The organism is Mycobacterium sp. NGS59 (assembly GCF_059812345.1).
In genome coordinates this window covers 585,638-610,682 of record NZ_JCALCN010000001.1, presented here as the reverse complement: position 1 = coordinate 610,682, position 25,045 = coordinate 585,638, and the positions used below count along the sequence as shown (strand labels likewise).

The window sequence follows — 25,045 nt, the reverse complement described above, 5'->3', positions numbered from 1 at the left end:
GCAGGCTAGGTGGCCCGCGGATGGGCTCCGGCCCACACCTCGCGCAGCGCGTGCACGGTGACCAACGTGTAGATCTGCGTCGTGGTCACCGACGCGTGGCCCAACAGCTCCTGGACCACGCGCACATCGGCGCCGCCCTCCAACAGGTGCGTGGCGAAGGAGTGCCGCAGCATGTGCGGCGACACACCCGAGGTGATACCGGCCCGGTCTGCGGCGTCCTGCAGCACCTGCCACGCGCTCTGCCGGGACAACCGGCCACCGCGGACATTGAGGAAGATGCCCGCAGTCCCACGGCCCCGTCGGGCCAGATCCGGGCGACCGCGCACCAGGTAGGCGTCCAGCGCGTGCACCGCCGGCCGCCCGATCGGCACCAGCCGCTGCTTACCACCCTTGCCGCGCAACAACACCGACCGGGCGTGGGTGTCGACGTCGTCGACGTCCAGGCCGACGGCTTCGGAAATCCGGGAGCCGGTGGAGTACAACAACTCCAGCAGCGCCCGGTTGCGCAACGTCAGCGGTCCGTCGGAGGCGTCCTCGCCGCCGGCGGCTTCCAGCAGCGCCAGCACCTGGTCGATGGTGAGGCTTTTGGGTAGCCGCCGCCCCGGCGTCGGCGGGCGCACCGCGCGCGCGACGTCCAGATCGGCCAGCCCTTCGGCGGCTGCGAAGCGGTGCAGTCCGCGCACCGCGATCAGCGCCCGCGCCGCCGACACCGCGGACAGCGCCGTAGCCCCGGAATCCGGATCACCGCGCCGCAACGCCACTAAGAACTCGCTGACGTCGTTCTCCCCGACCCGGGCCAGATCGTGAATTCCGCGCTCCTCCAGGTGTTTCGCGTAGCGACGCAGGTCGCGGCGATAGGAGCTGAGGGTGTTGGCGGCGACGCCGCGCTCGATGGTCAGATGGTCGAGGTAGCCCTGCAGCTGCCCGTCCAGCGTGAGTGCCGTCGTCACTGCGCGGCCTTGCGTTCGGCGAACGCCGTGGGTTTGTCGACCCACGGACTGTCCACCGGGCGCGGCTGGGCCAACCCCTCGGTCACCGCGTGCGTCGCCAGAATCCCGGCAATGGCAATGGAATTGACGATCTCACCGCTCAGTACCCGTTGGACCGCGTCGTCGAGGGCGTACCAGCGCATCGTCATGTCGGCTTCTTCGTCCTGCGCCTCGGGCCGTCCGATGTCACTGAGCCCGGTGGCCAGGTACACCCGCACCGATTCGTCGCTGTAGCCGGGGGCGGTGTTGACGTCGAGCAGCACCTGCCAGGTGGTGGCGTGCAGACCAACCTCTTCCTCGAGCTCACGTGCGGCGGTCAGGTGCGGCGGTTCGCCCGCGGCGTCGAGCAGTCCGGCGGGCAACTCCCAGATCCGGCGCCCGTAGGTGTGGCGGTACTGGTAGACCAGCGCGATCTCGTTGTCGTCGTTCATCGCGACGACGGCGACCGCGCCGTAATGTTCGAGCACTTCGCGCTTGGCGGTGTTGCCGCCCGGCATCCGCACTTCGTCGCGGCGTAGCGCGAAAATGGCTCCTTGATAAAGGGATTCGGACGATACCGTCTCGAAGTCGTGCTCAGCCACGGGTGACGGGTTCGGCTAGCGACTGCGCGATGCCACTCCGGTGCTCGTTGCCGTTGGGCCCGTGTTCGGGTATCTCCGGGATCTCCACGGGCAGCAGCTCACCGGCCTTGTAGTCGATGGCCGCCCTGACGAAGGCGACGAACAACGGGTGCGGGCGGGTGGGCCGGCTCTTCAATTCCGGGTGGGCCTGGGTGCCGACGATGAACGGGTGCTGGTCTGCCGGATACTCGACGAACTCCACCAGGTGCCCGTCGGGTGAGGTCCCGCTGAACCGCAGACCGCTTTCGGCGATCTTGTCCCGGTAAGCGTTGTTCACCTCGTAACGGTGCCGGTGCCGCTCGGACACCTCGGTGGTCTGGTATGCCTGCGCCACAATCGAATCCGCGTCCAGTACCGCGGGATAGGCGCCGAGCCGCATGGTGCCGCCGAGGTCGGCCTCACCGGCCACGATGTGCTCCTGGTCGGCCATCGTAGAAATCACCGGATCCGGTGTGTCCGGTTCGAATTCGGCCGAACTCGCCTCGGTCAGCCCCACCGAGCGGGCGGCTTCGATCACGATGCACTGCAGCCCGAGGCACAATCCGAACACCGGCAACCCGCGGGCCCGCGCATGCCGGATGGCCCCGATCTTGCCCTCGATGCCGCGGATGCCGAACCCGCCGGGAATCAGCACCCCGTGCACGTCGCCCAGAGCGTGCGCCGCACCACTGGGCGTCTCACAGTCATCGGAAGCCACCCAATGCATTTCGACCTTCGCGCGGTGCTTGAAGCCACCGGCGCGGAGCGCCTCGCTGACCGACAAGTAAGCGTCCGAGAGCTCGATGTACTTGCCTACCAACGCAATTCGCACCGTGTCGTGCGGTTCGTGCACGCGACGCAGCAGGTCGTCCCACTCGGTCCAGTCGACGTCACGGAACGGCAGGTTGAGTCGACGCACCACGAACGCGTCGAGTTCCTCGCGGTGCAACACCTTGGGGATGTCGTAGATGGACGGCGCGTCCGGGGTGGAGATGACACCGTCGATGTCGACGTCACACATCAGCGCGATCTTATTCTTCAGCGCCTCGGGAACGACGCGGTCGCAGCGCAGGATCAACGCGTCCGGGCTGATACCGATGCTGCGCAGGGCGGCCACCGAGTGCTGGGTCGGTTTGGTCTTGAGTTCGCCCGACGGAGCCAGATAAGGCACCAGCGACACGTGCAGGAAGAAAACGTCCTCGCGGCCCAGGTAGTGGCGGACCTGACGGGCCGCCTCCAGGAACGGCTGGGATTCGATGTCGCCGACCGTGCCGCCGATCTCGGTGATCACCACGTCCGGGCGGTTGCCGTCGGCGTCCGGTTCGGCCATTGCCAGGATGCGACGTTTGATCTCGTCGGTGATGTGCGGAATCACCTGGACGGTGTCGCCGAGGTATTCGCCACGGCGTTCTTTGGCGATTACCGTCGAATACACCTGCCCCGTAGTGACATTCGCCGACCCGGACAGGTCGCGATCCAGGAAACGCTCGTAGTGCCCGACGTCGAGATCGGTCTCCGCGCCGTCTTCGGTGACGAACACCTCACCGTGCTGGAACGGGTTCATGGTGCCGGGGTCGACATTGAGATACGGGTCCAGCTTTTGCATCGTGACGTAGAGTCCGCGCGCGGTCAGCAACTGACCCAGGCTGCTGGCGGTCAGACCTTTGCCCAACGACGAGGCGACCCCACCGCTGACGAAGAGGTGCTTGGTGGCAGTCTGCGGATGCTTGCGCAACTGGGCGACCTCCGTGAAGACGGGCAGGGCATTGGTGCAGGAAAAACAACGAGCTGGGCCTGCCGACCCACGGAAACCCACCCTAACATCCACCGCGTCACGCCGCGGGGAACACGCCCTACTGGGGAACGGTGACCGACGCGGCCCCGTGTCCGGTGCCGTAGTGGGCGGGACGGGCACCGCCGAGCAGGTCGTGCAGGGCGAGGATCGCGGTGATCCGCCCGGACTCGGCGTTGACGTCGTCGACCGTGCTGATCGCCCCGGCCATCGCGGCGTCGGCGCGTGCCACCGCCACCGCGGCGCTGCCACCGGCCGAACCGTCGCGACCGGCGAGCACCGTGCCCGAGCCATGCGGGGCCAGGGCAGCCGCGAATCGCGCCACCGTGGCTCCTTGATTGCCGGCATCGGCGGGCAGTCCCCCGCCGGTCACGACGATCGCGGCGTTTGCCACATCGACGTGCTGACTGGGCTGGTAGGTGATGAACCCGGTTTCCCGCAGGGCGGCCAGGACGGTGTCGCGCTGGGTGTCGTCGACCGGCGGCGCGTCGGGTTTGGCAGCGGTCAGCAGCGCGATGCCGAGCAGGTCACCGGCCTGGGAACCCTGGTCGACGAGTTTGGTGCTGAGTTGCGTCCCGGCCGGCAAGACGGCCGAGTTGACCACCGAGCGCAGCTTCTCCCCCGAGTTGGCTTCGACGAACTCCTGTGTCAGCGACACCGTTCCGGTGACCGCGCCGCCGGCCTGTCCCACGATCTTCGATATCGCCGCAACGTCGTCGTCCTTGGCGTCGGGGGTGCGGAAGAGCACCACCGTCTTGCCGGTCAACGCGTCATGCACGATGCGGCCGAGCACCTGGGCATTGAAACTGTTTGCGGCGCTGAGCTTTTCATTCAGCGCATTGCGCTGGTCGTTGAGCCCGTTGACTTGGGCGGCGAGGTCGCGCTTCTCGTTACGCAGGCTGGACAGCACCGTGTCGGAGAAGAAGCCGGAGCCCAGCACCACTCCGATGGCCAGCGCCAGGAAGACCGCGGCCAGTGAGATTGCATGTTGGCGTAACGAGATCATGATGGTTCCGATCTAGGAGATCAATTGCTGGATCCAGAGGGTGAATTGGTTCCAGTAGTCGACGACCCAATGCAGCACCACGCCGTCGGTGCGGGACACCCACAGCACCACGATGATGGCGATCAGCATGGTCAGCGCCAACAGCGCGATGGCCCCGCCGGAGATGTGGTTGCGGTACAGGGTGGCGACCGCTCTGGCGTCCACCAGCTTCTCGCCGACCCGAAGCCGGGTCAGGAACGTCGAGGGGTTGCTCTGCGAGCGGGTGCGGTCGAAGAACGTCTCGATGTTGGCGGTGTGACCCGCGGTGACCAGCAGCGCCGCCCCGTGGTGGTCGGCCAACAGCAGCGCGAGGTCGGTTGCCGAACCGGCCGCGGGGAAAGTCATGGCCCCCACCCCCAGGTCCTGGATGCGTTCCAGGCCGGGCGCGTGCCCGTCGGCGTCGGCGGGCAACACCACCTGCGCGCCGCACTTGAGGACCTCGGTGCTGATCTGGTCGGGATCGCCGACGATGAGCTGCGGGCGATAGCCTGCCTTGCGTAGCACGTCGGCACCCTGTCCTACGCCGACGAGCACCGGTTGGTACTCCTTGATGAACGGCTTGAGCGACTTCAGGTCCTCGGCGGCGCTGTCCTCCTCCGAGACGATCACCACGTGCCGGCGGCGCATGTCGACGTCGATGTCGGGAATGCCGATGCCGTCGATCAGCAGCGGGCTTTCGCTGCGGATGAACTCAATCGTGTTGCCTGCGAACGCTTCCAGATGGGCGGCCAACCCACTCTTGGCCTCGCGCATCAGGTCGGCGATGTCGTGGTCGGTGCGCTCGGTGCCGCGGATCAGCCGTCGGTCCCCGGAGTACACGCCGCCTTCGTGCAACCGGATCTTGGAGCCGTCCTTGACCTTCTTGAAGATCTCCGGCCCCGTCTCGTCGATCAGAGTGACGCCGTTGTTCACCAACACCTCGGGGCCGAGGTTGGGGTAGCGGCCCGAGACCGACGGGGAGGCGTTGACGACGGCGGCGATGTCAGCTTCGACCAACGCGTCGGCGGTGATGCGGTCCAGGTCGAGGATGTCGAGGACGACGATGTCGCCCGGGCACACGCGGCGCAGGAGTCGGTCGATGTTCCGGTCCACACGTGCGGTGCCGATCAGGCCGGGGCGGTCACTGTTGCGAGATAGCAGCGCTGACATCTTCATGGGGGCTGATTCTGTCCGCGACGGCCGCCGCAGGTGGGGAGGCGCGCCGTAACATCTGCCTCATAAGTTTAAAACTGTCACATCTGTAACAGGTGCGTTGCGGTCCGGCATCAGCGGTTTGGGCACACCGATGTATGGCCGCCGCATTGTGGCGCCTTCAGGCGCGAAAGTCCTCATATGTACGCCAAAACCAGCATTCTGCGTACAAATGGGGCCGCTCGCTGCCGCACCTCCGGCGTGCCAAGAAGTCCTAGAGCTCCTGCTGCGCGGTGTCGAGCAGCTCGCGGGCATGAGCCCGACCACTGTCGGACTCCCCCAGCCCGGCCAGCATCCGCGCCAGCTCCGCCACCCGGTCGTCGCTGTCCAGCCGGCGAACCCCGCTGGCACCCTTGGGTCCTTGGCTGTGCACCACCAGATGGACGTCGGCGTACGCCGCAACCTGGGGTAGATGCGTCACGACGATGACCTGATGGGTTCGGGCCAGCCGGGCCAGCCGCCGGCCGATCTGTACCGCCGCCCAACCGCCGACCCCGGCGTCGACTTCGTCGAACACCATCGTCGTGCCGGTCGCCGACCCGGCCAACACAACCTCCAGCGCCAGCATCACCCGCGACAGCTCGCCCCCCGAAGCGCTCTTGGCCAGTGGCAGCACCGACATGCCGCGGTGCGCGGCAAAGCCGAACTCGACCACGTCGACGCCGTCGATGCCGGCCCGCACCGTCTCACCTGAAGGCAGTACCAGCGGATCGTGGGATTCGGTCAGGTCGGCGGTCACGTCGATACTGAATTCCGCGTCGGCCATCGCCAGTGCCGAAAGCTCGGCGGTGACCTCCTTGGCGAGTTTTTTTGCTGCCTTGTGCCGGCTCTTGCTGAGATCCGTTGCCACCTGGGCCAATTGGTGGCCGAGTTCGTCGACGCGCCGCTCCAGCGCGGCCAGACCCTCTTCGGAGACGTCGAGCTGGGCCAACCGTTCGCGGGACTCCTGCGCCCACCGCAACACCCCGTCGATGTCGGGCGCGTACTTGCGGGTCAAAGTTCGCAGCTGAGCCTGGCGGGCCAGCTTGGCCTCCAGCGCGCTGGCGTCGACGGGTAACCCGTCCAGGTAGTCGCCGAGCTCGCCCACAGCATCGACGATCACCGTCAGGGCACCGGAAATCTGTTCGGCCAGCGTCCGCAGCCGGGCATCGCCGGTCGATTCCAGCGCCGACCGCGCCCGCCCCAGCGCCTCTGCGGCGCCGAATCCGTCCTCCGACGAGCTCGACAGCGATTCGCGGGCAACCGCCGCAGCCTCGCGCAACGTGTCCAGTTCGGACAGTCGGACGATATCGGCGACCAGTGCCTCGTCCTCCCCCGGCAGTGGGTCGACGGCATCGATCTCGGTCAGCGCGAACTTCAACCGGTCGGCTTCCTGGACGAGTTCGCGGGCGCGATCGCGGCGGTCGGCCAGATCGCGCCGGGCCGTCAACCAGGCGTCGCGCAACTTGCGGTAGCGCTCCAGCGCGGGCCCGACCGCCGCGAACCGGTCCAGCGCACCACGCTGCTCGTCGGGACGCATCAGCCGCAGCTGGTCGTTCTGCCCGTGCAGCGCCAGCAACTGAGTGGTGAACCCGCTCAACGACTTTGCCGGCACGCTGCGGCCGCCGAGGTAGGCGCGCGACGGCCCGTCCCGATTGACTGTGCGCAACGCGATCACGCTGCCGTCTTCGTCACGCTCGGCACCGGATGCGTCCAGGATGGCGTCCAGATCCGCGGTCACCGCGTCGGCGACATCGCTTGTGCTGAAACGGCCTTCGACGACGGCGCGCTCGGCCCCGGACCGGACCCGGGCCGGATCGGCACGCCCGCCGCCCAGCAGATGCAACCCGGTGACCACCATGGTCTTGCCGGTGCCGGTCTCGCCGGTCAGTACCGTCAAGCCGCTGCCGAACTCGGCGGTCGCGACGCTGATGGCGCCCAGCGACTCGATTCTGATCTCGGTGAGCACCAGTTACTGCCCGCGCCAACCTGTTACGGGCAACCGGAACTTGGTCACCAAGCGGTCGGTGAACGGCGCGCTGTCCAGCCGTGCCCACTTCACCGGTGTGACAGCGCGACTCACCTCCAACCGACTGCCGGCCGGCACCAGCATCTCCCGGCGTCCGTCGCAGAACACCAGCGCATCGTGACCGCCGGCCTCGACTTCGATCGCAATGACTGCATCCGGGCTGGTGACCATCGGGCGCCCGAACAACGCGTGAGCATTGTTGGGCACCACCAGGATTGCCTCCAGATCGGGCCACAACACCGGTCCGCCCGCGGAGAACGCGTACGCGGTGGATCCGGTGGGAGTGGACACCAGCACCCCGTCGCAGCCGAACGTCGAAACCGGCCGACCGTCGATCTCCACCACTACGCCCAGCACCCCCAGTCGGGGACCCTTCTCCAGACTGGCTTCGTTGAGTGCCCAGCCCTGGTCGATCACATCGCCGCCTTGGCGCACAACCACATCCAGCGTCAGACGGTCCTCCACCCGGTAGCTTCTGGCGCAGATGTGATTGAGCACGACGTCGATGGCTTCGGCCTCGGCTTCGGCCAAAAATCCGATGCGACCCAGGTTCACGCCCAGCACCGGAATGCCGGCGTTGCGCGCCAACTCGGCCGCGCGCAGGAACGTACCGTCGCCGCCCAGCACCAGGACCAGTTCACAGCCGTCCGCGGCCCGAGGGTCGGCGTCGATGACCTCGATATCGCTGCCCACGGCCCGCATGTCACCGGGAGCCAACCGCAGCGATCCGCGGTCGACCGCTTCGGCCGACAGCGCACGCAGTTCAATGCCGTTGTCGTTCAATATCTTTTCCACGCGCCGGGCGGTTTCGGTCGCTTCGTCACGGCCGGTGTGGACGACCAGCAGCACGGTCCGTGGCGATGTCACTGCGGCCCCTCCCTGACAGCACGCTGTGCCGCAGCCGTCAACTCCTCGTCGGCCAGCCCGCGACCGGGTTCGGCGCGCAGCCAGAGGAAATACTCGACGTTGCCCGACGGCCCCGGTAACGGACTGGCGGTCACGCCCACCGCGGGCCAGCCGAACTCCGCGGCCCGCCGCGCCACCGTCAGCACCGCATTCGTGCGCAACTGCGGGTCCTGGACGACCCCGCCGGGTCCCACCTGGCCTTTGCCCACCTCGAATTGCGGCTTCACCATGGGAACGATATCCGCGCCGGGCGAAGCGCAACCAACCAGCGCGGGCAACACCGTCGCCAACGAGATAAACGACAGGTCAGCCACGACCAGGCCGACGGGACCGCCGATCGCCGTGGGAGTCAGGTCCCGGACGTTGGTTCGCTCGACCACCAGCACCCGCGGATCGCTGCGCAGTGACCAGGCCAGCTGGCCGTATCCGACGTCGGCGGCGACGACCTCGGCGGCTCCCCGGTCCAGGAGGACCTCGGTGAATCCGCCGGTCGATGCGCCCGCGTCCAGACAGCGGCGGCCCTCGACGGGAATCGCGAAGGCGTCCAGGGCCCCGATCAGTTTGTGCGCGCCGCGCGACACCCAGCTGCGTTCGCCGTCGTCGGCCACGGTCAGCGCCGCAGTGACCGACACCGCCGTGGCCGGCTTGACCGCCGGCAGGCCATCGATACGCACCTTCCCGGCGCCGATCAACTCCGCGGCCTGCTGCCGGGAGCGTGCCAGACCACGCCGGACCAGCTCGGCGTCGACGCGGGCACGCCGTGGCACGCGAGCACTCAGCCCTTCTCCGCCGACTCCAGCGCCCGCATCAGCACGTCGTGCGCCTCGGACAGGCGACGGGCGATGTCTTCGAGCTCTTCGAGCGACGGCCCGGCTCCGGCGTTGTCCGGGTCGGGCAGCTGGGCGAGCAGTTCTTCGATTTCGGCGCGAATCTGGTCAGGATCGATAGTCATTGCGCTCCCTACGCTAGTCACCGGCTACTCGGTGGGCATCAGCGACCACTTCTGCAGGGCGTCGCGGGCCTGCTCGTCACCGGCCTCGATGCGCGGCACCTCGTCCAGATCCCAGACGGCCGCGGCCAGTGCTCGCACGATGGCCAGGCCGTCGCCCTGGTCTTCTCCGGTCGCGGTGACCGTTACCGTCTGGTCCCGGCTCTCGACCCGCCAACACGGCTGCGGGCCGATTTTGAGCTGGTCGGATTCAAGCAGCAAGGACCGCAAGTCCTGGCCGATGTAGGTAGGCCGCTGATCGGGTTCGGCGTAGACCGCGTCGCGCGCGGAGTTCACCCCGGTGAGCACCATCAGGCTGGGCAAGTCGGCGGCGTTGGCGCCTTCGATGTCGGTGTCCAACCGGTCTCCGACCACCAGTGGGGCGCGGAAGTCACCGCGGCCCACCGCATCTTTCATCAGTTGCGGGCCCGGCTTGCCGGCCACCTGCGGGTCCTCGTCGGTGGCCGCTCGCAGCGCGGCGACCAGAGATCCGTTGCCGGGCAACAGACCCCGCTCGGTGGGCAGTGTCTTGTCGACGTTGGCCGCAACCCACAACGCACCGGCCCGGATAGCCAGCGTTGCTTCCGCGAGGTCGGACCAGTTGAGCGTTTTGGACAAGCCTTGCACGACGGCGTCGGGTCCGTCATCGAAGCACCGGACCGGACGCAAGCCGACCGCTGAGATCTCGTCGGCCAGTGCGTCGGTGCCGACGACCAGCACCTTGGAATCCGGATCCAACTGCGCGGCAAGCAGATTGGCCGCGCTCTGCGCGCTGGTGACCACATCCTGGCTGTCGGCATCGAACCCGAGCTCACGCAGGTGCGCGGCGACCTCGCCGGCGCTGCGGGAGGCATTGTTGGTGACGAAGAGCTTGCGGCTGTCGATTTCCTCCAACGATTCCACCGCCCCCGCAGTGGGCTCTTGGCCGCGGAAGACGGTGCCGTCCAGGTCCAATAGCAAGCAATCGTATTGCTGCGCAATGTTTTTAGTGTCAGCCAAGTTCGCTGACCCGGTCTTCGGCATCGGTGACGCCCTCGATGTCGGCGGCCGCCGACCGCAAAAACCACTGCAGCGCGTCCTCATCGCGTCCGAGCGCCAGCAGCGTTTCGGCGTAGGCGTAGAACAACCGTGCCGCCGTCGAACCGGTGCGCGCCGGGTCCAGCTGCGGGGTGGACAGCACCGTCAGCGCCTGCTCGAGCTGCCCGAGGTCGGCGCGGGCTCCGGCGGCCACGATGCGCAACTCGTCCGCGTCGTCACCGGTGAGCTGGGCCGCTTCGGGCCCGCGCGCCAGGTCGATGGCCCGCTGCGGGCGACCGAGGCCGCGTTCGCAGTCGGCGATGAGCGCCAGCAGCGCGGACTTGCTGCCCATCCTGCGGGCGGCACGGAACTCGGCCAGCGCCTGCGCCCAGTCACCGCAGTGATACGCGGCGATGCCGACCGCCTCCCGGACCGCGGCGATCCGGCTGGCCCGGGCGCGGGCCGCACGGGCGTGGCCCAGCGCGGATTGCGGGTCGTCGTCGAGCAGTCCTCCGGCGGCGACCAGGTGCCGCGCGACGGCGTCCGCGGTGGCTCGGTCCAGGGTGCTCAGTTCACGCCGGACGTCGGGCGCCAGTTGTCGGGCGTCGATGTCCGCCGGGATCGGGGGTCCGTCCTGAGCGGGACGATCGACGTCGGGCCTGGGTTGCGCGGGACGGGCTCGTCCGGGACCCGACCAGGACCCGTTTCGCTCGCGACGCGGATCGCGCCGACGTGAATCGCCCGACGGAGGTCTCGGACGTCGCGCGTCGTCGCGCCCCTGCCTGTCGTCGACCACGCGCTAGAGGTTACGGGCACCCGGGACAGAGACACAATTTGCGAGTTCGGCGGCACCACAACCCGGCTTGGGGTCAGGCCTGCAACTTGTTCGGGAACAACGGCGAGAGCAACGACGGACAATAGGTGGCGATCGCGACGATGGTGAATCCTGCGGCGCGCTCGCGTGACATGTCGTTGAGTTCCGCAAGTTCGGCGACGACGGCCTCGAACGTGCCGCCGGGCGCAAGTACCTTCGGGCACACCGATCGGCCCATCGCAACCGCGGTTGCGGGCTGGCTGTAGGCGATACCGGCGTTGGTCAACGCATTGAGGAATGCGTTGCCCAACATGTCTGCGTGGATCGGGGCAGCCACGCCGGCCGAGACGCTGAATACACCGGCGGTCAACGCCAAAACCCTGAGCGCGATCCCGGGTGTGGTCATCGTGACAACAGTGCGCAACGATGGTCACGTCCGCGACACAGTGGGGTAAAGATTTGCGCACTACCGCGTTTCGGGCCGTCGCCGCGATACGCCGCCGTGGTGGCGCGCTACGGGGTTCGTTCGACGCCGGCGATGTTGCGTTTGCCGCGGCGCAGCACCAGCCACCGCCCGTGCAGGAAATCCGTTGTCTGTGGTGACCATTCGTCGCTTTCCACGCGAATGTTGTTGACGGACACGCCACCTTCGGCGATCGTGCGCCGTGCTGCCTTCCTGCTGTCCGAAAGCCCGCTGGCCACCAGTAGGTCGACGATCCCTTCCGCGTCACCGGGTTTCAGCTCGGCGACCCTGGTCTCACGCAGGGCCGCCGACAACGTCGCCTCGTCGAGGTCCGCCAATTCACCCTGCCCGAACAGCGCCCGGCTGGCATGCTCGACCGCTGCGGTGGCTGCCTCGCCGTGCACCAAAGTGGTGAGTTCACCGGCCAATCTGCGCTGAGCCGCGCGCTGCTGAGGGCGTTCTGCGGTGGCCTGCTCCAACTCGGCGATTTCCTCGGCCGTCAGGAAGGTGAACCACCGTAGGTAGCGGATCACGTCCGCGTCGGCGGTGTTGACGAAGTACTGGTACCAGGCATACGGGCTGGTCAGCTGCGGGTCGAGCCACAGGCTGCCACCGCCGGTGGATTTGCCGAACTTGGTGCCGTCGGCTGCGGTCACCAGCGGGACGGTGAGCGCATGCACTGCGGCACTGAGCTTTTGGCGCACCAAACGTACCCCGGCGATGATGTTGCCCCACTGATCCGAGCCGCCGATCTGCAGCGTGCAACCGTGCCGGCGGTGCAGTTCCACGTAGTCGTTGGCCTGCAGCAGCATGTAGCTGAACTCGGTGTAGGAGATCCCGTCGCCGTCGAGTCGACGGCGCACGGTGTCGCGGTCCAGCATCACGTTGATCGAGAAGTGTTTGCCGATATCGCGCAGGAACTCGATGGCCGACAGCGGGCGGGTCCAGTCGAGATTGTTCTCGACGATGGCACCGGTCGGTGAATTGTCGAAGTCGACGAAACGCTCCAGCTGTCCCCGGATCCGTTCGGTCCATTCGGCGACGATGTCGGCCCCGTGCAGGCTGCGCTCACCGACCTCGCGGGGGTCACCGATCATGCCGGTGGCACCGCCGGCCAGCACAATCGGGCGGTGCCCGGCACGTTGGAAACGGCGCAACGCCAACAGCGGCACCAGATGCCCCGCGTGCAGGCTCGCCGCGGTGGGGTCGAATCCGGCGTAGACGGTCATCGGACCGCGTTGCGCCTCGGCGGACAGCGCGGCGAGATCGGTGGACTGGGCGATCAATCCACGCCAGTTGAGCTCGTCGAGGATCCCGGAGGACTCGGTAACCATGGCACAGAGTCTTGCAGGGCCGTCGTTGCTGCCGATACGTGCCCGCGATTCGCTCAGGATGATTTGAGCCGAGCGCCTCGACGACGACCTCTCGTAGAGTGACTTGCGGCCAGCCGAGGCGAATCTGACCCCCAGTCACGGAGCGATATGCAGAACCAGTTCTTCCCGTTGGTCGTCGTGGCGGTGATGCTTGCCCTCGGGTTGACGCTGACCGTCGAGGACTTCCGACGCGCCGCCACGCTCCGGCGCCCACTGCTGGTGGCGCTGATCTGTCAGTCGGTGCTGTTGCCCGCCGTGTGCCTGCTGATCGCCGAATTACTACACCTTTCGCCCAACCTTGCGGTCGGCCTCATGCTCATGGCCGCTACCCCGGGCGGAATGCTGGCGAATGTCCTGAGCCATCTCGTCGACGGTGACCTCGCGCTCAACCTGACTTTGACGGCGATCAACGCGGTGTTGGCGATCTTCGCGATACCGGCGATCCTGGCGTTCTCGATGACCTGGTTCCTCGGCGACGAACGTTTCATCCCGTTGCAGTTCGACAAATTCCTGACCGTGGTCGGCCTCGTGCTGATCCCGACGGCGGTCGGTGTCGCGGTACGCCACCGCTTCCCTGATCTGGCCCGACGGCTACGGAAGCCGGTCAGGATCGCTGCCGCGGTGCTCCTGGTGGTTGCCATCGCCGCCGGGGTTGCGGGCGGCCAGGCGACGCTGTGGAACAACTTCGGCGTGCTCAGTGCCGCGGTGTTGTCCTTCTGCGCGATCAGCCTCACCGTGGGCTACCTGGTGCCGCGGTGGTTGCGCCTGGCCCCCCGCCAGGCCATTGCCGTCAGTTTGGAGATCGGACTGCACAATGCCGTGGTGGCAATCGGCATCGCGTTGAGCCCGCAACTGTTGAACAACGCCGAGATGGCCACTCCCGCTGCAGTTTACGGAGTTCTCGCGCCCTTCGTCGCGCTACCGTTCGTCTTTGCTGTTCGCCGCCTGGACCCCGCCTACCGTGCCACGCCGGACCCCGACGACACCCTCATCGAGAAATCTTCGGGTTAGTCACTGTCACGGCGTCAGGGTCGGCGGGGGTTTGGTGGTCGTAAGGCGTTTGGCGTTGAGTGTGCAGCCTTGGCGTTGAGTGTGCATCCTTGGCGTTGAGCGTGCAGCCTTGGCGTTGATAGTGAAATGACGGCTTTCGGGGTGAACACACGGTGGGAAAATCGGCGAAATCCCGCCCAGTTTTCACGCGCAAATCCCAGGATTCACACTCAAATCCATGGCTTCACGCTGAAGGTCCAGGTGGAGCCGAACGTGGCGCGACTAGTCACTTTTCGCCGGGCGCGGGCGCTCGCGGACTGCGTCGGTATGCCGACACCTCCGGCCGACCGGCCAGCCACAACCGCCAGGGCCGGTCGGCGGCTTTGCTCACTCCGACGCGCGGTCCTTCAGTGGCGGTGAGCGGACCGTGCAGCTCCAACCGCACCGGCGCGTCGGGATCGAAAAGGTCAATGCCGTTGTCGTCCATGGTGATTCCCAAGGCTGAGCAGAGGTTGCCCGGACCCCGGGCCAGCGCGACGGTGCGCACGAGCTCGCCGCGGCGGTACCGTGCCGTGTCGAACCCGTCCTCGATGGCACATGCCCTGAGCAGCACCGCCGCGGCGGTGCCGTCGGGACCGCACGCGACGTTGGCACACACGTGGATTCCGTGACTGCGGTAGGTGTATAGCCGCCCGGGGGGCCCGAACATAACCGCGTTGCGGGGGGTGGGCCCGCGGTAGGAGTGCGCGGCGGCGTCCGGCCACGGTCCGTCCGGGACTCCGCCGTAGGCCTCGACCTCGACGATCGCCGCTGTGACGCCGCGGCTGACGAGGGTGGCGCCGAGTAGGCGGTGGGCGGCGGTAAGGGGGTCGACCGACAATTCGGAGGCGCTCACCGCACCGATTTTGCCCGTGGTGATCGCAAGCGCAGCGAAGCTGGGCGCAGCGGGTCACCACCCATTCGCCCCGTGGTGATCGCAAGCGCAGCGAAGCTGGGCGCAGCGGGTCACCACCCATTCGCCCCGTGGTGATCGCAAGCGCAGCCAAGCTGGGCGCAGCAGGTCACCGCGACCAAAGTCTCCCCTATTGACAGCAGCGGACATCGGGTGGATATTCATCACATGATGACTTCATCACGCGATGAATTAATGACGGAGACCACCGCGGTCAGCATCGAGCATCTCCGCGTGATCCGCGGCAAACGCCCGGCTCTGCACGACTTCTCCGTCGAGATCGGGCGGGGCAGCATCACCGGCCTGCTCGGTCCATCCGGGTGCGGCAAGACCACCCTGATCCGCTGCATCGTCGGCAGCCAGATCGTCGCCGGCGGCAAGGTCACGGTGCTCGGCCGGCCGGCCGGGTCCGCCGCGCTGCGCCGACGGGTCGGGTACGTGCCCCAGGACCCGACCATCTATCAGGACCTGCGGGTGGTCGACAACGTCCGCTATCTCGCGTCGCTATACGGCTTCGACGGGGACGCCGCCGACGAGGCCATCGACCGGGTGGGACTGACCGATCACCGAACGGCGTTCTGCACCAACCTTTCCGGCGGCCAGCGCACCCGGGTGTCACTGGCGTGCGCACTGGTCAGCCGACCCGAGCTGCTGGTGCTCGACGAACCCACCGTGGGTCTGGATCCGGTTCTGCGGGTTGATCTTTGGCGGCAATTCCAGGAGCTGGCCGACACTGGTACCACCTTGCTGGTGTCCAGCCATGTGATGGACGAAGCCGACCACTGCGGCGATCTGTTGTTGATGCGCGAAGGCCACCTGGTCGCGCACACCACCCCGGCCCGACTACGAGAGGAAACTTCATGCACGTCACTGGAGGAAGCGTTTCTGTCCATCATCCGGCGCAGCACCGAGCAGAAACCGAAGGTCGGCTAGGGCTCAAGGGATACACCGCGACCACGGCGCGGATCCTGCGCCAGTTGGCCGCCGACCACCGCAGCGTCGCCATGATCGTGGTGGTGCCCGTTCTGGTTATCACGTTGATGTACTTCATGTTTCAGAATGCACCCCACCGCCCGGGCGCTCCGACGCCGTTCAACAATGCCTGCCTGATCCTGCTGGGCCTGTTCCCGCTGTTCGTGATGTTCATCATCACGTCGATCACCATGCAACGCGAGCGCGCGTCGGGAACGCTGGAACGCATCCTGACCACGCCGTTGCGCCGCTTCGACCTGCTGATGGCATACGGCACCGCGTTCTCCATCGCCGCGGCGGCCCAGGCCACGGTGGCGTGCTTGGTCTCGTTCTGGCTGCTGGGCTTCGAGACCACCGGCAGCCCGGCGTGGGTGTTCGCGATCGCGATCGCCAACGCGATGCTGGGGGTCGGGCTCGGATTGTTGTTCAGTGCCTTCGCGCGCACGGAATTTCAGGCCGTGCAGTTCATCCCGTTGGTGATGGTGCCGCAGCTGTTGCTGGCCGGGGTGATCGTCCCGCGGGCGGCGATGCCGGACTGGCTGCACTGGATCAGCAACGCCATGCCGGCCAGCTACGCACTCGAGGCGCTGCAGCAGGTGGGTGCGCATCCGGGACTGACCACGACTACCGTGCGTGACATGGTCGTCGTCCTGGGCTTCGCCGTCGCATCCCTGTGCCTGGCCGCCGCGACTTTGCGGCGGAGGACCCCGTAGCGTGGCGGCAGCCACCGGCAAGAAGCGGCCGGGCCGGCCCGCCGGCAACTCCGACACCCGGGAGCGAATCCTGGTTTGTGCGCGAGAGATGTTCGCCGACAAAGGGATTGACAAGACTTCGATTCGGGCGGTGGCCGCGGCGGCCGGAGTGGACGCCGCCCTGGTGCATCACTATTTCGGCACCAAGGAGCAACTGTTCGCCGCCGCCATCCACATCCCGATCAACCCGATGCAGGTGATCGGGCCGGTACTGGAAGCACCGATCGAGGAGATGGGGCTGCGGCTGCCCTCGCTGCTGTTGCCGCTGTGGGATTCGGAGCTGGGCGCGCAGTTGATCGCCACGCTGCGCTCGCTGATCTCGGGCAACGACGTGGGTCTGGCGCGCTCGTTCCTGCAGGAAATCGTCGGCGGCGCGGTGGGTGCGCGGGTCGACAATCCGCCCGGAACGGGCAAGATCCGCACCCAGTTCGTCGCCTCGCAATTGATGGGCGTCGTGATGGCCCGCTACATCATCAAGGTCGAACCGTTCGCGTCACTGCCGACCGAGCAGATCGTGCAGACCATCGCGCCGAACCTACAGCGCTATCTCACCGGGGATCTTCCGGAAGGCCTTGCGCCGTGAAGCGCGCTTGTTCGTCGTCGTCGACGTCCCGGGCCTCGTCCACGAGCAGCACCGGGATGCCGTCGTCGATGCGGTAGGCACGCCGCAACCGCGGGTTGTAGAGCGCTTTGCCGTCGTCGACGAGCAGCAGCGGCCCCCGGTCGGCCGGGCACACCAGGATCTGCAGCAAGGTGTCGTCAAGCATCGGCGGGCACCTTCTTGCCGCTGATCTCGGTGCGTGCCGCCGGGGTCAGTCGGCGGAACTCGTTGCTGCCGGCATCCAGATACCAGGCCTGGCGACCGGACTTGGGGATACCGGCGGCCCGCAGCGCGCTGACCGTGGGCCGGTAGGTGGCGCTGAGCTCGAACTTGGGCACCACATGAACGATGTCGGGACCCAGCCCGACCGGCATGCCCGCGATTGCCTCGGTCAGGTCGGCGGCGGTGATGGTCGCACCCGGCCGCAGCGTCACCGCGGACACCGCCAGATAACGGTCGCCCACCGGGACGCCGTAGGTCACCGCGAGGTCGACCGCGCTGATGCACCCGAGTGCATCGGTGACCGGTTCGGCGTACACCATGCCGCGCGCCGTGCGAACCACCGAGCCGCGCCGGCCGGCCAGCCAGAAGTCCCCGTCCTCGTCCCGGCGGAACAGGTACTCGGTGGAGATCCAGGTGTCGGCGGGAGAGAAGACCCCGCGCTTGACCGAAGCGCTCGGATCGATCGGCCCACGGGACTGCGCCAACAGCACCCCGATCTGGTTGGTCTCGGCAACCTGCACGAAGCCGTCGTCGTTCTCCAGGATCAGATCCTGCTCGGCGTCGTAGGCGCCCAGTTCCACTCGACCGGCACCCGGCAGCGGCCGGCCCTTGCTGCCGACCTTGGCGCCGGACACGTTGGCCAGCACCGCCTGCCCGTCGGTGGTGGCGAAGAACTCCACGACGTGAGCGGGAGCGAACGCATCTTCCACCCGCCGCCACAAACCGGTCGGCATACCGGACCCGATGAACAACCGCACCGGATGGTTTCCGTGCAGCGCGAACTCCGGGTCGTCGACCACGTCGCGCAGCATGGCCCAGGTGTAGGAGACCACCGTGACGCCGTACTGACGGACCTCGGAGACGAACCGATCCGGGCGGATGCCGCGGGACAACGCGATGCGGGTACCGCCGACCACCGCCCCGCCGAGGCTGACCAGCAGCGCGGATTCGTGATGCAGCGGCGTGAGGCAGTAGACGGTGTCCTTGCGGTCCAGTGCCGCCGTCGAGGCCGTTCCGAACGCCGACAGAGCCCACCGGAAGTTGGTGATCTGCTTGGCGACGAGTTCGCCGCCGGCGGCATTGAACGCGATGAACGCCAGGTCCCGCGCGAAGCCCGGGTTGGGCCGGTACCAGGCCGGCAACTGCACGGCGTCGGGATCGATCTGCTCCATGTCGATCACGTCCGCATCTTCGGGTAGGTGCAGATCGCGCGACTCGCCACCGCCGAGCACCAGGATCTGGCCCTGCAGCTGCCGGGCGGCCTCGAGGTTGCTGGGGTCGGTCAGGATTTCGCTGACTCCCCCGAGCCGCACCTGCGCGGCCAGGTCGACGTCCTGGCGCATCATCACGGCGACCGCACCGAGGCGGGACAGGGCAGCGATGGCGACCAGCGCGCTGGGCCGGGTTTCCATCAGCAACCCCACCCGGTCGCCCTGCCGTACCCCTACCTCGATCAGGCCACGCACGACGTTGTTGATCCGGCGGTTGACCGCCTCGTAGGTGTGCACGCGGCCGTCGAACAACAGGAGTTCACCCTGCGGGGCGTCTCGGGCCTGTTCCTCGATGATGCGGCCCAACGAGATTCGGGTGTGGTCGTTGAGTTGCCCGAGTCGGGCCAGCCTCGGCAGGGTGCGGACGGTCTCGACGGCCAGGGTGCGCATCGATCGGTTGGCCGCGACGACGGCGTCGGCGGCACCGCGGGCCATCGCCAGCGCCGCCTCGGATACCTCCCCCACCCCGTGTGCGAGCCGGGAGCTGAGTGCGACCCCGCTGTCGGTGCTCTCGGCGGACTGCTCGACCATCAAGCCGATGCTGCCGGGCTTGTCGCCGCCGCCGGAGATCCAGCGCACCCACTCGACGACGGTCGGCCAGCTCTGTTGAGCCGCCCGGGATCCCACTACCAGGCCGAAATGACCTGTCCGGATCAAGCATTCGTAGACCTCGGTGTTAGGTGCGGCCCGGCGGATGCCGCGTACCGAGGCCGGCTGGCCGATGTCGTCGACCTCCCCGACGAACGCCAGGACCGGGACGGTGATGTCGGTGAGCGTCACCAGCTGGCCGTTGATGGCGAAACCGCCGGTCATCATCCGGTTGTGCGCGATGAACTGCTTGAGCAACTCCGAGATCGCCGGCCCCGACCAGGCGATCCAGCCTTCACGCTCGAGGAATCGGCGCTGCTGTTCGCGCGGCAGCAGCGCCTCACGGTCGTGCAGTTGACGCACGAAGTCGACGCGCGCCTTGGCCGTCTTCAACGGATCCATCATCTGAAAACCGGTGCGCGCCATCCAGCTTGGGATGTTCAACCGGTTGAATACGTGGTCGGCCATGAAATCGGCCATGCCGGGAGCCAGGTTCGCCGGCAGTCCCATCGGAAGCGCGGCCAGCGTGTCCACCGGGGAACCGAACGCGACGATGCTGGCCAGGCTCTTGGAGCGCCGATACGCCGCGACCTGGTAGCACCACATGCCGCCCTGCGAATACCCGACCAGGTGCACGTCCTGCCCGGTGGCGTCCTTCACCGTGTCGATGGCCTGGCTGAGGGCGACGATGTGGTCGGCGAGGTTGCGGCGCATGCCGCCTTCGACCTTGTCGGGAGAGCCGAAATCGATGACCCAGCAGTCCAGCCCGCCGGCGTGCAGGATTCCCACCGCACCGTCCTCGCGGGTCACATCCCACATGTCGGCCGACATCATCATCGGGTGCACCATCAGCACCGGCGGACCCACCTGCGGTTGTCCCGGCCGGTTGTCCGGCGGAAAGTACCGCCGGAGTTTGTACATGGGTACGCTCTCGACGGTCTGGGACGGCGACGGGACGCTGCCCGTTTCCAGGCCCCCCAGTCGCAGCACTTCCAACCCGTTCTGGGCTGTGGCCACCAACCGCTCGACCGGCCTGGTCACCATCGACAAATTGAGATCCACCGCTGCTCCTGACTGCTCGCTGAGTTGGCCTTGACCAGCGTGGACATCATGGCACATCGCTGCCGAAGTGTGGTCTGGGTCACTGGGTTTTCGGTCACCCACCAGGCAGCGGTCTGTCACGGCGGGACGAGATGCGTTGTCTGTCGCGCCTTTTGGCGACCGCGCGGCGCAGAGTGCGGGCCGGGGGTCGGGATGATCGTGGCGGCCGCTGTCACGCACACGGTCCGCGCATGCCCACCCCCGGCCGCACCTACTACCGTCGTCAAAGTGGCACACCTGCTCGGAGCCGAGGCCGTGCACCTGGCATATCCGACCCAGGTGATCTTTGATTCGGTCACGCTCGGCGTGAATGACGGCGCCCGCATCGGCATCGTGGGCCGAAACGGGGACGGTAAGTCCAGCTTGCTGGGCCTGCTCACCGGCTCGGTCCGGCCGGACTCCGGCCGGGTCACCCACCGGAGCGGGCTGCGAGTCAGCGCGCTCAGCCAGGCCGACACCCTGGACGCAGGCAGCACCGTCGCCGCGACGCTCGTCGGCGACCAACCCGAACACCAATGGGCCGGCGACGCCCGCATCCGCGATGTGGTCGACGGACTCGTATCCGACATCGATTGGGACACAACGATTTCGACCCTCAGCGGCGGTCAGCGGCGACGGGTGCAACTGGCCCAATTGCTGATCGGCGAATGGGATGTGATCGCCCTCGACGAACCCACCAACCATCTCGACATCGAGGGCATCACCTGGCTGGCGCGCCATCTGCGTCAGCGCTGGGCACGCAACAGCGGCGGACTGTTGCTGGTCACCCACGACCGCTGGTTTCTGGACGAAGTCGCCACCACAACCTGGGAAGTGCACGACGGCGTCGTCGAACCGTTCGAAGGCGGATACGCCGCGTATGTGCTGCAACGGGTCGAACGGGACCGGATCGCCGCCGCGGCAGAAGCCAAACGGCAGAACCTGATGCGCAAGGAATTGGCGTGGTTGCGCCGCGGGCCCCCCGCGCGCACCTCCAAGCCCAAATTCCGGATCGAGGCCGCCAATCAGCTGATCGCGGACGTCCCGCCGCTGCGCAACCCCGTCGAGTTGGCCAAACTGGCCACCTCCCGGCTGGGCAAGGACGTCGTCGATCTTCTCGACGTATCGGTCTCCTACCAGGGTCGCGCGGTGTTGCGCGACGTCGAGTGGCGCATCGCGCCCGGGGAACGCACCGGCATCGTCGGAGCAAACGGTGCCGGAAAGTCGACGCTGCTGGGCTTGATCGCCGGTACGGTCCAGCCGGACAGCGGGCGGGTCAAGCGCGGCAAGACGGTGCAGTTGGCGGTGCTGGATCAGCGTGGGGACGAGCTGAAAGCTCTCGCCGCCGAGCGAATCACCGACGTACTGGGCCGCCTGCAGACCGGTTATGAGGTGGAGGGCCGGGAGATGACGCCCACCCAGTTGCTGGAGCGGCTGGGCTTCGGCCGCGGACAGCTGTCGGCGCGTGTCGGTGAGCTGTCCGGTGGTCAGCGACGGCGTCTGCAGCTCATGCTCACCCTGCTGGCCGAGCCGAATGTGCTGCTACTCGACGAACCCACCAACGACGTAGACACCGACATGTTGACCGCCACCGAAGACCTGCTCGACTCCTGGGCGGGCACCTTGATCGTGGTATCCCACGACCGTTACCTGCTCGAACGCGTCACCGACCAGCAGTACGCGATCCTGGACGGCCGGTTGCGGCATCTACCCGGCGGCATCGACGAATATCTCGAGCTCGCCACCCGCACCACGGCCAGGACCGGCGCAGACGCACCGGCGCAAACGGCGCAGGCGATGTCGGGTGCGCAGCGGCGCGCCGCCGAGAAGGAGTTGGCCTCCATCGACCGTCAACTCGCGCGCCTGACCGAGCGGATCACCGCCAAGCACACCGAACTCGCCGAGCACGACCAATCCGACCACGTCGGCATCACGGCGCTGACCCAGCAGTTGCGCACGCTGGAAGACGACGTCGTCGCGTTGGAGGGGCAATGGCTCGAATTGTCGGAAACACTCGAATGAAGCCGATTTCGTATCCGCCCGGCGAAGCGCTGCTCGCGCTGTACAAGCGTCATGGTCCGGTGACCAACGCCGGCATCGGGCGGCACGGGTTCGTATATCTGTTGGGCCCCGAGGCGAACAAGTTCGTCTTCGCCAACGCCGACGCGTTCAACTGGCGCGAGACGTTCGAGAATCTGGCGCCCGTCGACGGCCCGACCGCGCTGATCGTCAGTGACGGTGCGGACCATCGCCGGCGGCGCAGTGTGGTCGCACCCGGTCTGCGGCACCGGCAGATTCAGGACTACGTGCAGACCATGGTGTCCACCGTGGACAGCGCGATCGACGGCTGGCGGGCCGGCCAGCGGCTGGACATCTATGCCGAGTTCCGCTCGGTTGTGCGGCGCAGCACCGCTGAGAGTCTGTTCGGTTCGCGCATGGCCGCGCATTCGGACTTCCTGGGCGAGCAACTGCAACCCCTGCTCGACCTCACTCACCGGCCGCCGCAGGTGATGCGCCTGCAGCGGCGGTTCAACTCCCGGGGCTGGCGGGCAGCGATGACCGCCCGCAAGCGCATCGACGACCTGATGGACAGTGAGATCGCCGATGCGCGGGCCAATCCCAGACCCGACGACCACCTGCTGACCATCTTGCTCAACGGTCGCTCCGACGAAGGTGCAACCCTGAGCGACAACGAGATTCGCGATCAGATCGTGTCGATGATCACCGCCGGATTCGAAACCACCAGCGCCGCACTGGCATGGGCGGCCTATACCTTGCTCACGCTGCCCGGCGCGTGGGACGCTGCCGCCGAAGAAGTGGACCGGGTGCTGGGCGGCAGGACGCCTACGGCTGCGGATCTCACTGCGCTGACCTACCTCAACGGCGTTGTGCACGAGACACTTCGGCTGTACTCACCGGGGGTGATCTCGGCCCGACGGGTGATGCGCGACCTGTCTTTCGACGGGCACCGGATCCGGACCGGGCGGATGATCGTGTTCAGTGCGTATGTGACGCACCGAGACGCCGCGGCATGGCCTCATCCCCGCGAATTTCGCCCGGAGCGGTGGGACCCCGGAACAGCTGGTTACCGCAAACCCGCTCCGCACGAATTCATTCCGTTCAGTGGCGGGTTGCACCGGTGCATCGGCGCGGTCATGGCGGTCACCGAGATGACAGTCATGCTGGCGCGACTGGTGGCCCGGACCCGACTTCGACTGCCACCTCAGCGCATTCGCGCGGCCAACTTCGCCGCGCTGAGTCCCCGGCCGGGTCTGACGGTGCAGGTGGACGAGTCAGTGCCAGCGCAGTAACACCAGTTCCGCGCAGAACCCGGGACCCATCGCCAGCATCAAGCCGGGACTGCCGGTGGGCGGACGCTTCTCGATGGTGTCGCGCAGGATGTGCAGGACCGACGAGGACGACAGGTTCCCGATTTCGCCGAGCGAGCGCCACGTCAGCTCGAGCGCCTCGGGTGCCAACTGCAGGCTGTCGGTGATCGCGTGGATGACCTTCGGTCCGCCGGGGTGGCTCACCCAGGCACCGATGTCGTCCTTGGTCAAGCCGTGCGCGGTAAGGAAGCCGTCTACGTCGGAGGCCAGGTATTGCTCGATCAGATCGGTCAGATCCGGTGACAACCGCAGCTGCAGACCGTGCGAGCCCACGTCCCAGCCCATGATGTGCAGGGATTCGGGGTACAGGCTGCTGCGTGAGTCGATGATGTCCGGGCCGGCGGCACTCAGTTTTTCAGCGCGCCGGTCTCCGACGGCGACCACAGCTGCTGCGCCGTCGCCGAACAGCGCCGAACCCACCAGTCCCGACACCGTCGGCTTGACCGCGGGGTAGGTGAGCGAGCACAGCTCGACGGAGATCAGGACGGCGACGTCGTCCGGGGCGCCACGCAGATAGTCGTTCAGTCGCCCCACACCCGCCGCGCCGGCGACGCAACCCAGGCCGAACAGCGGCATCCGTCGGACGTCGGGACGCAGGCCGAGCCGGCCGGCGATCCGGGCATCCAACGACGGCACGGCCACTCCGGTGACGGTCGTGGTGACGATCAGGTCGATGTCCTGCGGTTGTAGCCCGGCTTCGTCGAGGGCGCCCATCAGTGCCTCGATGCCGAGATCGACCGCCTTGTCGATGAAGATCTCGTTGGCGGCGCCGAAGTCGGTCAGCGCCGGGTACTGCTCGAGCGGCAGCACGAAGTGGCGACCGTTGACCTTGGCGGATTTGTGCAGACGCCGCACGATGTCCTCGTGTTCCTGAAGACCCGGGAACCCGACGAAAAGGTCGGTGATCTCACTCTGGCTGTATCGGTGTGGCGGCAATGCCCCGTACACACCTGCGATGACGCTCATGCACCTGCCTCGATTGGTTGCCCCCGCTGATCTGTTGCCCGAATGTGCAGTTTAGTGGTCAATTCGGGACGTCGCAA

At 67.3% G+C, this 25,045-nt stretch carries 22 protein-coding genes and 1 pseudogene; 6 read left to right on the top strand and 17 right to left on the bottom strand.

The features are described from left to right. Positions 1–5: 5 nt before the first annotated feature. The 13 genes from xerD to tyrS all read right to left on the bottom strand — a co-directional run bounded on the left by xerD (position 6) and on the right by tyrS (position 13,146). The gene (gene xerD, locus AC5Y46_RS02510; protein WP_499942758.1) at positions 6–950 is read right to left on the bottom strand and encodes a site-specific tyrosine recombinase XerD; all 945 of its coding nucleotides are present in this window, start codon (positions 948–950) and stop codon (positions 6–8) included. Then, the gene (locus AC5Y46_RS02505; RefSeq protein WP_499942760.1) at positions 947–1,570 is read right to left on the bottom strand and encodes an NUDIX domain-containing protein; all 624 of its coding nucleotides are present in this window, start codon (positions 1,568–1,570) and stop codon (positions 947–949) included. The genes xerD and AC5Y46_RS02505 overlap by 4 nt, the downstream gene beginning before the upstream one ends. Further along, entirely contained in the window at positions 1,563–3,323 is a 1,761-nt protein-coding gene (pyrG, locus tag AC5Y46_RS02500; protein WP_499942763.1) for a CTP synthase, read from the bottom strand. The genes AC5Y46_RS02505 and pyrG overlap by 8 nt, the downstream gene beginning before the upstream one ends. A 118-nt stretch (positions 3,324–3,441) precedes the next feature. Continuing rightward, positions 3,442–4,386 carry a copper transporter gene (locus tag AC5Y46_RS02495; RefSeq protein WP_499989965.1) on the bottom strand — a complete coding sequence of 315 codons (945 nt, stop codon included), beginning with the start codon at positions 4,384–4,386 and terminating at the stop codon, positions 3,442–3,444. 12 nt (positions 4,387–4,398) lie between these two features. Beyond that, positions 4,399–5,580, bottom strand: a complete 1,182-nt coding sequence (gene steA, locus AC5Y46_RS02490) for a putative cytokinetic ring protein SteA (protein ID WP_499942769.1) — start codon at positions 5,578–5,580, stop codon at positions 4,399–4,401. Between the two features lie 250 nt (positions 5,581–5,830). Next, the gene (gene recN, locus AC5Y46_RS02485; RefSeq protein ID WP_499989964.1) at positions 5,831–7,564 is read right to left on the bottom strand and encodes a DNA repair protein RecN; all 1,734 of its coding nucleotides are present in this window, start codon (positions 7,562–7,564) and stop codon (positions 5,831–5,833) included. Between the two features lie 3 nt (positions 7,565–7,567). Then, a complete protein-coding gene (locus AC5Y46_RS02480) occupies positions 7,568–8,491 on the bottom strand; it encodes an NAD kinase (RefSeq protein WP_499989963.1) in 924 nt (307 codons plus the stop codon). Then, on the bottom strand, positions 8,488–9,297 hold the full coding sequence (locus AC5Y46_RS02475) for a TlyA family RNA methyltransferase (RefSeq protein ID WP_499989962.1): 810 nt from the start codon (positions 9,295–9,297) through the stop codon (positions 8,488–8,490). The genes AC5Y46_RS02480 and AC5Y46_RS02475 overlap by 4 nt, the downstream gene beginning before the upstream one ends. An 8-nt stretch (positions 9,298–9,305) precedes the next feature. Beyond that, positions 9,306–9,482, bottom strand: a complete 177-nt coding sequence (locus tag AC5Y46_RS02470) for a hypothetical protein (protein WP_499942782.1) — start codon at positions 9,480–9,482, stop codon at positions 9,306–9,308. Between the two features lie 24 nt (positions 9,483–9,506). Next, positions 9,507–10,541: an HAD-IIA family hydrolase gene (locus tag AC5Y46_RS02465; protein ID WP_499989961.1), complete on the bottom strand. Its 1,035-nt coding sequence runs from the start codon at positions 10,539–10,541 to the stop codon at positions 9,507–9,509. Next, positions 10,510–11,331: a tetratricopeptide repeat protein gene (locus AC5Y46_RS02460; RefSeq protein WP_499989960.1), complete on the bottom strand. Its 822-nt coding sequence runs from the start codon at positions 11,329–11,331 to the stop codon at positions 10,510–10,512. The genes AC5Y46_RS02465 and AC5Y46_RS02460 overlap by 32 nt, the downstream gene beginning before the upstream one ends. Positions 11,332–11,404: 73 nt before the next feature. Beyond that, a complete protein-coding gene (locus tag AC5Y46_RS02455) occupies positions 11,405–11,755 on the bottom strand; it encodes a DUF732 domain-containing protein (RefSeq protein WP_499989959.1) in 351 nt (116 codons plus the stop codon). A gap of 107 nt (positions 11,756–11,862) precedes the next feature. Beyond that, positions 11,863–13,146, bottom strand: a complete 1,284-nt coding sequence (gene tyrS / locus AC5Y46_RS02450) for a tyrosine--tRNA ligase (RefSeq protein ID WP_499989958.1) — start codon at positions 13,144–13,146, stop codon at positions 11,863–11,865. Positions 13,147–13,293: 147 nt separating this feature from the next. On the opposite strand from tyrS, the gene AC5Y46_RS02445 reads away from it, so the two are divergent. Further along, the gene (locus AC5Y46_RS02445) at positions 13,294–14,196 is read left to right on the top strand and encodes a bile acid:sodium symporter family protein (protein ID WP_499989957.1); all 903 of its coding nucleotides are present in this window, start codon (positions 13,294–13,296) and stop codon (positions 14,194–14,196) included. Positions 14,197–14,461: 265 nt separating this feature from the next. Here the strand turns inward: AC5Y46_RS02445 and AC5Y46_RS02440 are convergent, their stop codons facing one another. Further along, positions 14,462–15,070, bottom strand: coding sequence for a DNA-3-methyladenine glycosylase (locus tag AC5Y46_RS02440; RefSeq protein ID WP_499989956.1), 609 nt, complete (start codon positions 15,068–15,070; stop codon positions 14,462–14,464). A gap of 225 nt (positions 15,071–15,295) precedes the next feature. Here AC5Y46_RS02440 and AC5Y46_RS02435 point away from each other — a divergent pair, with 225 nt between their 5' ends. Genes AC5Y46_RS02435 through AC5Y46_RS02425 form a run of 3 tightly spaced genes read left to right on the top strand, consistent with a single transcriptional unit; the run spans position 15,296 to position 17,434 of the window. Beyond that, positions 15,296–16,060 (top strand): ABC transporter ATP-binding protein, encoded by a 765-nt coding sequence (locus tag AC5Y46_RS02435; RefSeq protein WP_499989955.1) that lies wholly within the window; start codon positions 15,296–15,298, stop codon positions 16,058–16,060. After that, complete coding sequence (locus AC5Y46_RS02430) at positions 15,988–16,812, top strand: ABC transporter permease (RefSeq protein WP_499989954.1); 825 nt, start codon at positions 15,988–15,990, stop codon at positions 16,810–16,812. The genes AC5Y46_RS02435 and AC5Y46_RS02430 overlap by 73 nt, the downstream gene beginning before the upstream one ends. A 1-nt stretch (position 16,813) precedes the next feature. After that, on the top strand, positions 16,814–17,434 hold the full coding sequence (locus tag AC5Y46_RS02425) for a TetR/AcrR family transcriptional regulator (RefSeq protein WP_499989953.1): 621 nt from the start codon (positions 16,814–16,816) through the stop codon (positions 17,432–17,434). On the opposite strand, the gene AC5Y46_RS02420 is transcribed toward AC5Y46_RS02425, so the two are convergent. Continuing rightward, a complete protein-coding gene (locus AC5Y46_RS02420) occupies positions 17,400–17,618 on the bottom strand; it encodes a Trm112 family protein (protein ID WP_499989952.1) in 219 nt (72 codons plus the stop codon). The two genes, AC5Y46_RS02425 and AC5Y46_RS02420, sit on opposite strands and share 35 nt — an antisense overlap. Next, a complete protein-coding gene (locus AC5Y46_RS02415; protein WP_499989951.1) occupies positions 17,611–20,652 on the bottom strand; it encodes an acyl-CoA synthetase in 3,042 nt (1,013 codons plus the stop codon). Before AC5Y46_RS02415 ends, AC5Y46_RS02420 begins: the two co-directional genes overlap by 8 nt. A 210-nt stretch (positions 20,653–20,862) precedes the next feature. Between AC5Y46_RS02415 and AC5Y46_RS02410 the strand changes: the two genes are divergently transcribed. After that, complete coding sequence (locus AC5Y46_RS02410) at positions 20,863–22,635, top strand: ABC-F family ATP-binding cassette domain-containing protein (RefSeq protein ID WP_499989950.1); 1,773 nt, start codon at positions 20,863–20,865, stop codon at positions 22,633–22,635. A 5-nt stretch (positions 22,636–22,640) separates the two neighbouring features. Further along, on the top strand, positions 22,641–23,924 hold the full coding sequence (locus AC5Y46_RS02405) for a cytochrome P450 (RefSeq protein WP_499989978.1): 1,284 nt from the start codon (positions 22,641–22,643) through the stop codon (positions 23,922–23,924). Here the strand turns inward: AC5Y46_RS02405 and AC5Y46_RS02400 are convergent. After that, positions 23,907–24,971 (bottom strand): annotated as a pseudogene (locus tag AC5Y46_RS02400) (type III polyketide synthase); the annotation flags it as partial. The gene AC5Y46_RS02405 and the pseudogene AC5Y46_RS02400 overlap by 18 nt on opposite strands. Between the last annotated feature and the right edge of the window lie 74 nt (positions 24,972–25,045).

What these genes read in the sequence shown, in the direction of transcription:
- AC5Y46_RS02435 (WP_499989955.1), top strand. Translation starts at nt 15,296, where the DNA reads ATGATGACTTCATCACGCGATGAATTAATGACGGAGACCACCGCGGTC.
- AC5Y46_RS02495 (WP_499989965.1), bottom strand. Translation starts at nt 4,386, where the DNA reads ATGATCTCGTTACGCCAACATGCAATCTCACTGGCCGCGGTCTTCCTG.
- AC5Y46_RS02420 (WP_499989952.1), bottom strand. Translation starts at nt 17,618, where the DNA reads ATGCTTGACGACACCTTGCTGCAGATCCTGGTGTGCCCGGCCGACCGG.
- AC5Y46_RS02455 (WP_499989959.1), bottom strand. Translation starts at nt 11,755, where the DNA reads ATGACCACACCCGGGATCGCGCTCAGGGTTTTGGCGTTGACCGCCGGT.
- AC5Y46_RS02430 (WP_499989954.1), top strand. Translation starts at nt 15,988, where the DNA reads ATGCACGTCACTGGAGGAAGCGTTTCTGTCCATCATCCGGCGCAGCAC.
- AC5Y46_RS02445 (WP_499989957.1), top strand. Translation starts at nt 13,294, where the DNA reads ATGCAGAACCAGTTCTTCCCGTTGGTCGTCGTGGCGGTGATGCTTGCC.
- AC5Y46_RS02415 (WP_499989951.1), bottom strand. Translation starts at nt 20,652, where the DNA reads ATGTGCCATGATGTCCACGCTGGTCAAGGCCAACTCAGCGAGCAGTCA.
- AC5Y46_RS02465 (WP_499989961.1), bottom strand. Translation starts at nt 10,541, where the DNA reads ATGCCGAAGACCGGGTCAGCGAACTTGGCTGACACTAAAAACATTGCG.
- steA (WP_499942769.1), bottom strand. Translation starts at nt 5,580, where the DNA reads ATGAAGATGTCAGCGCTGCTATCTCGCAACAGTGACCGCCCCGGCCTG.
- AC5Y46_RS02470 (WP_499942782.1), bottom strand. Translation starts at nt 9,482, where the DNA reads ATGACTATCGATCCTGACCAGATTCGCGCCGAAATCGAAGAACTGCTC.
- tyrS (WP_499989958.1), bottom strand. Translation starts at nt 13,146, where the DNA reads ATGGTTACCGAGTCCTCCGGGATCCTCGACGAGCTCAACTGGCGTGGA.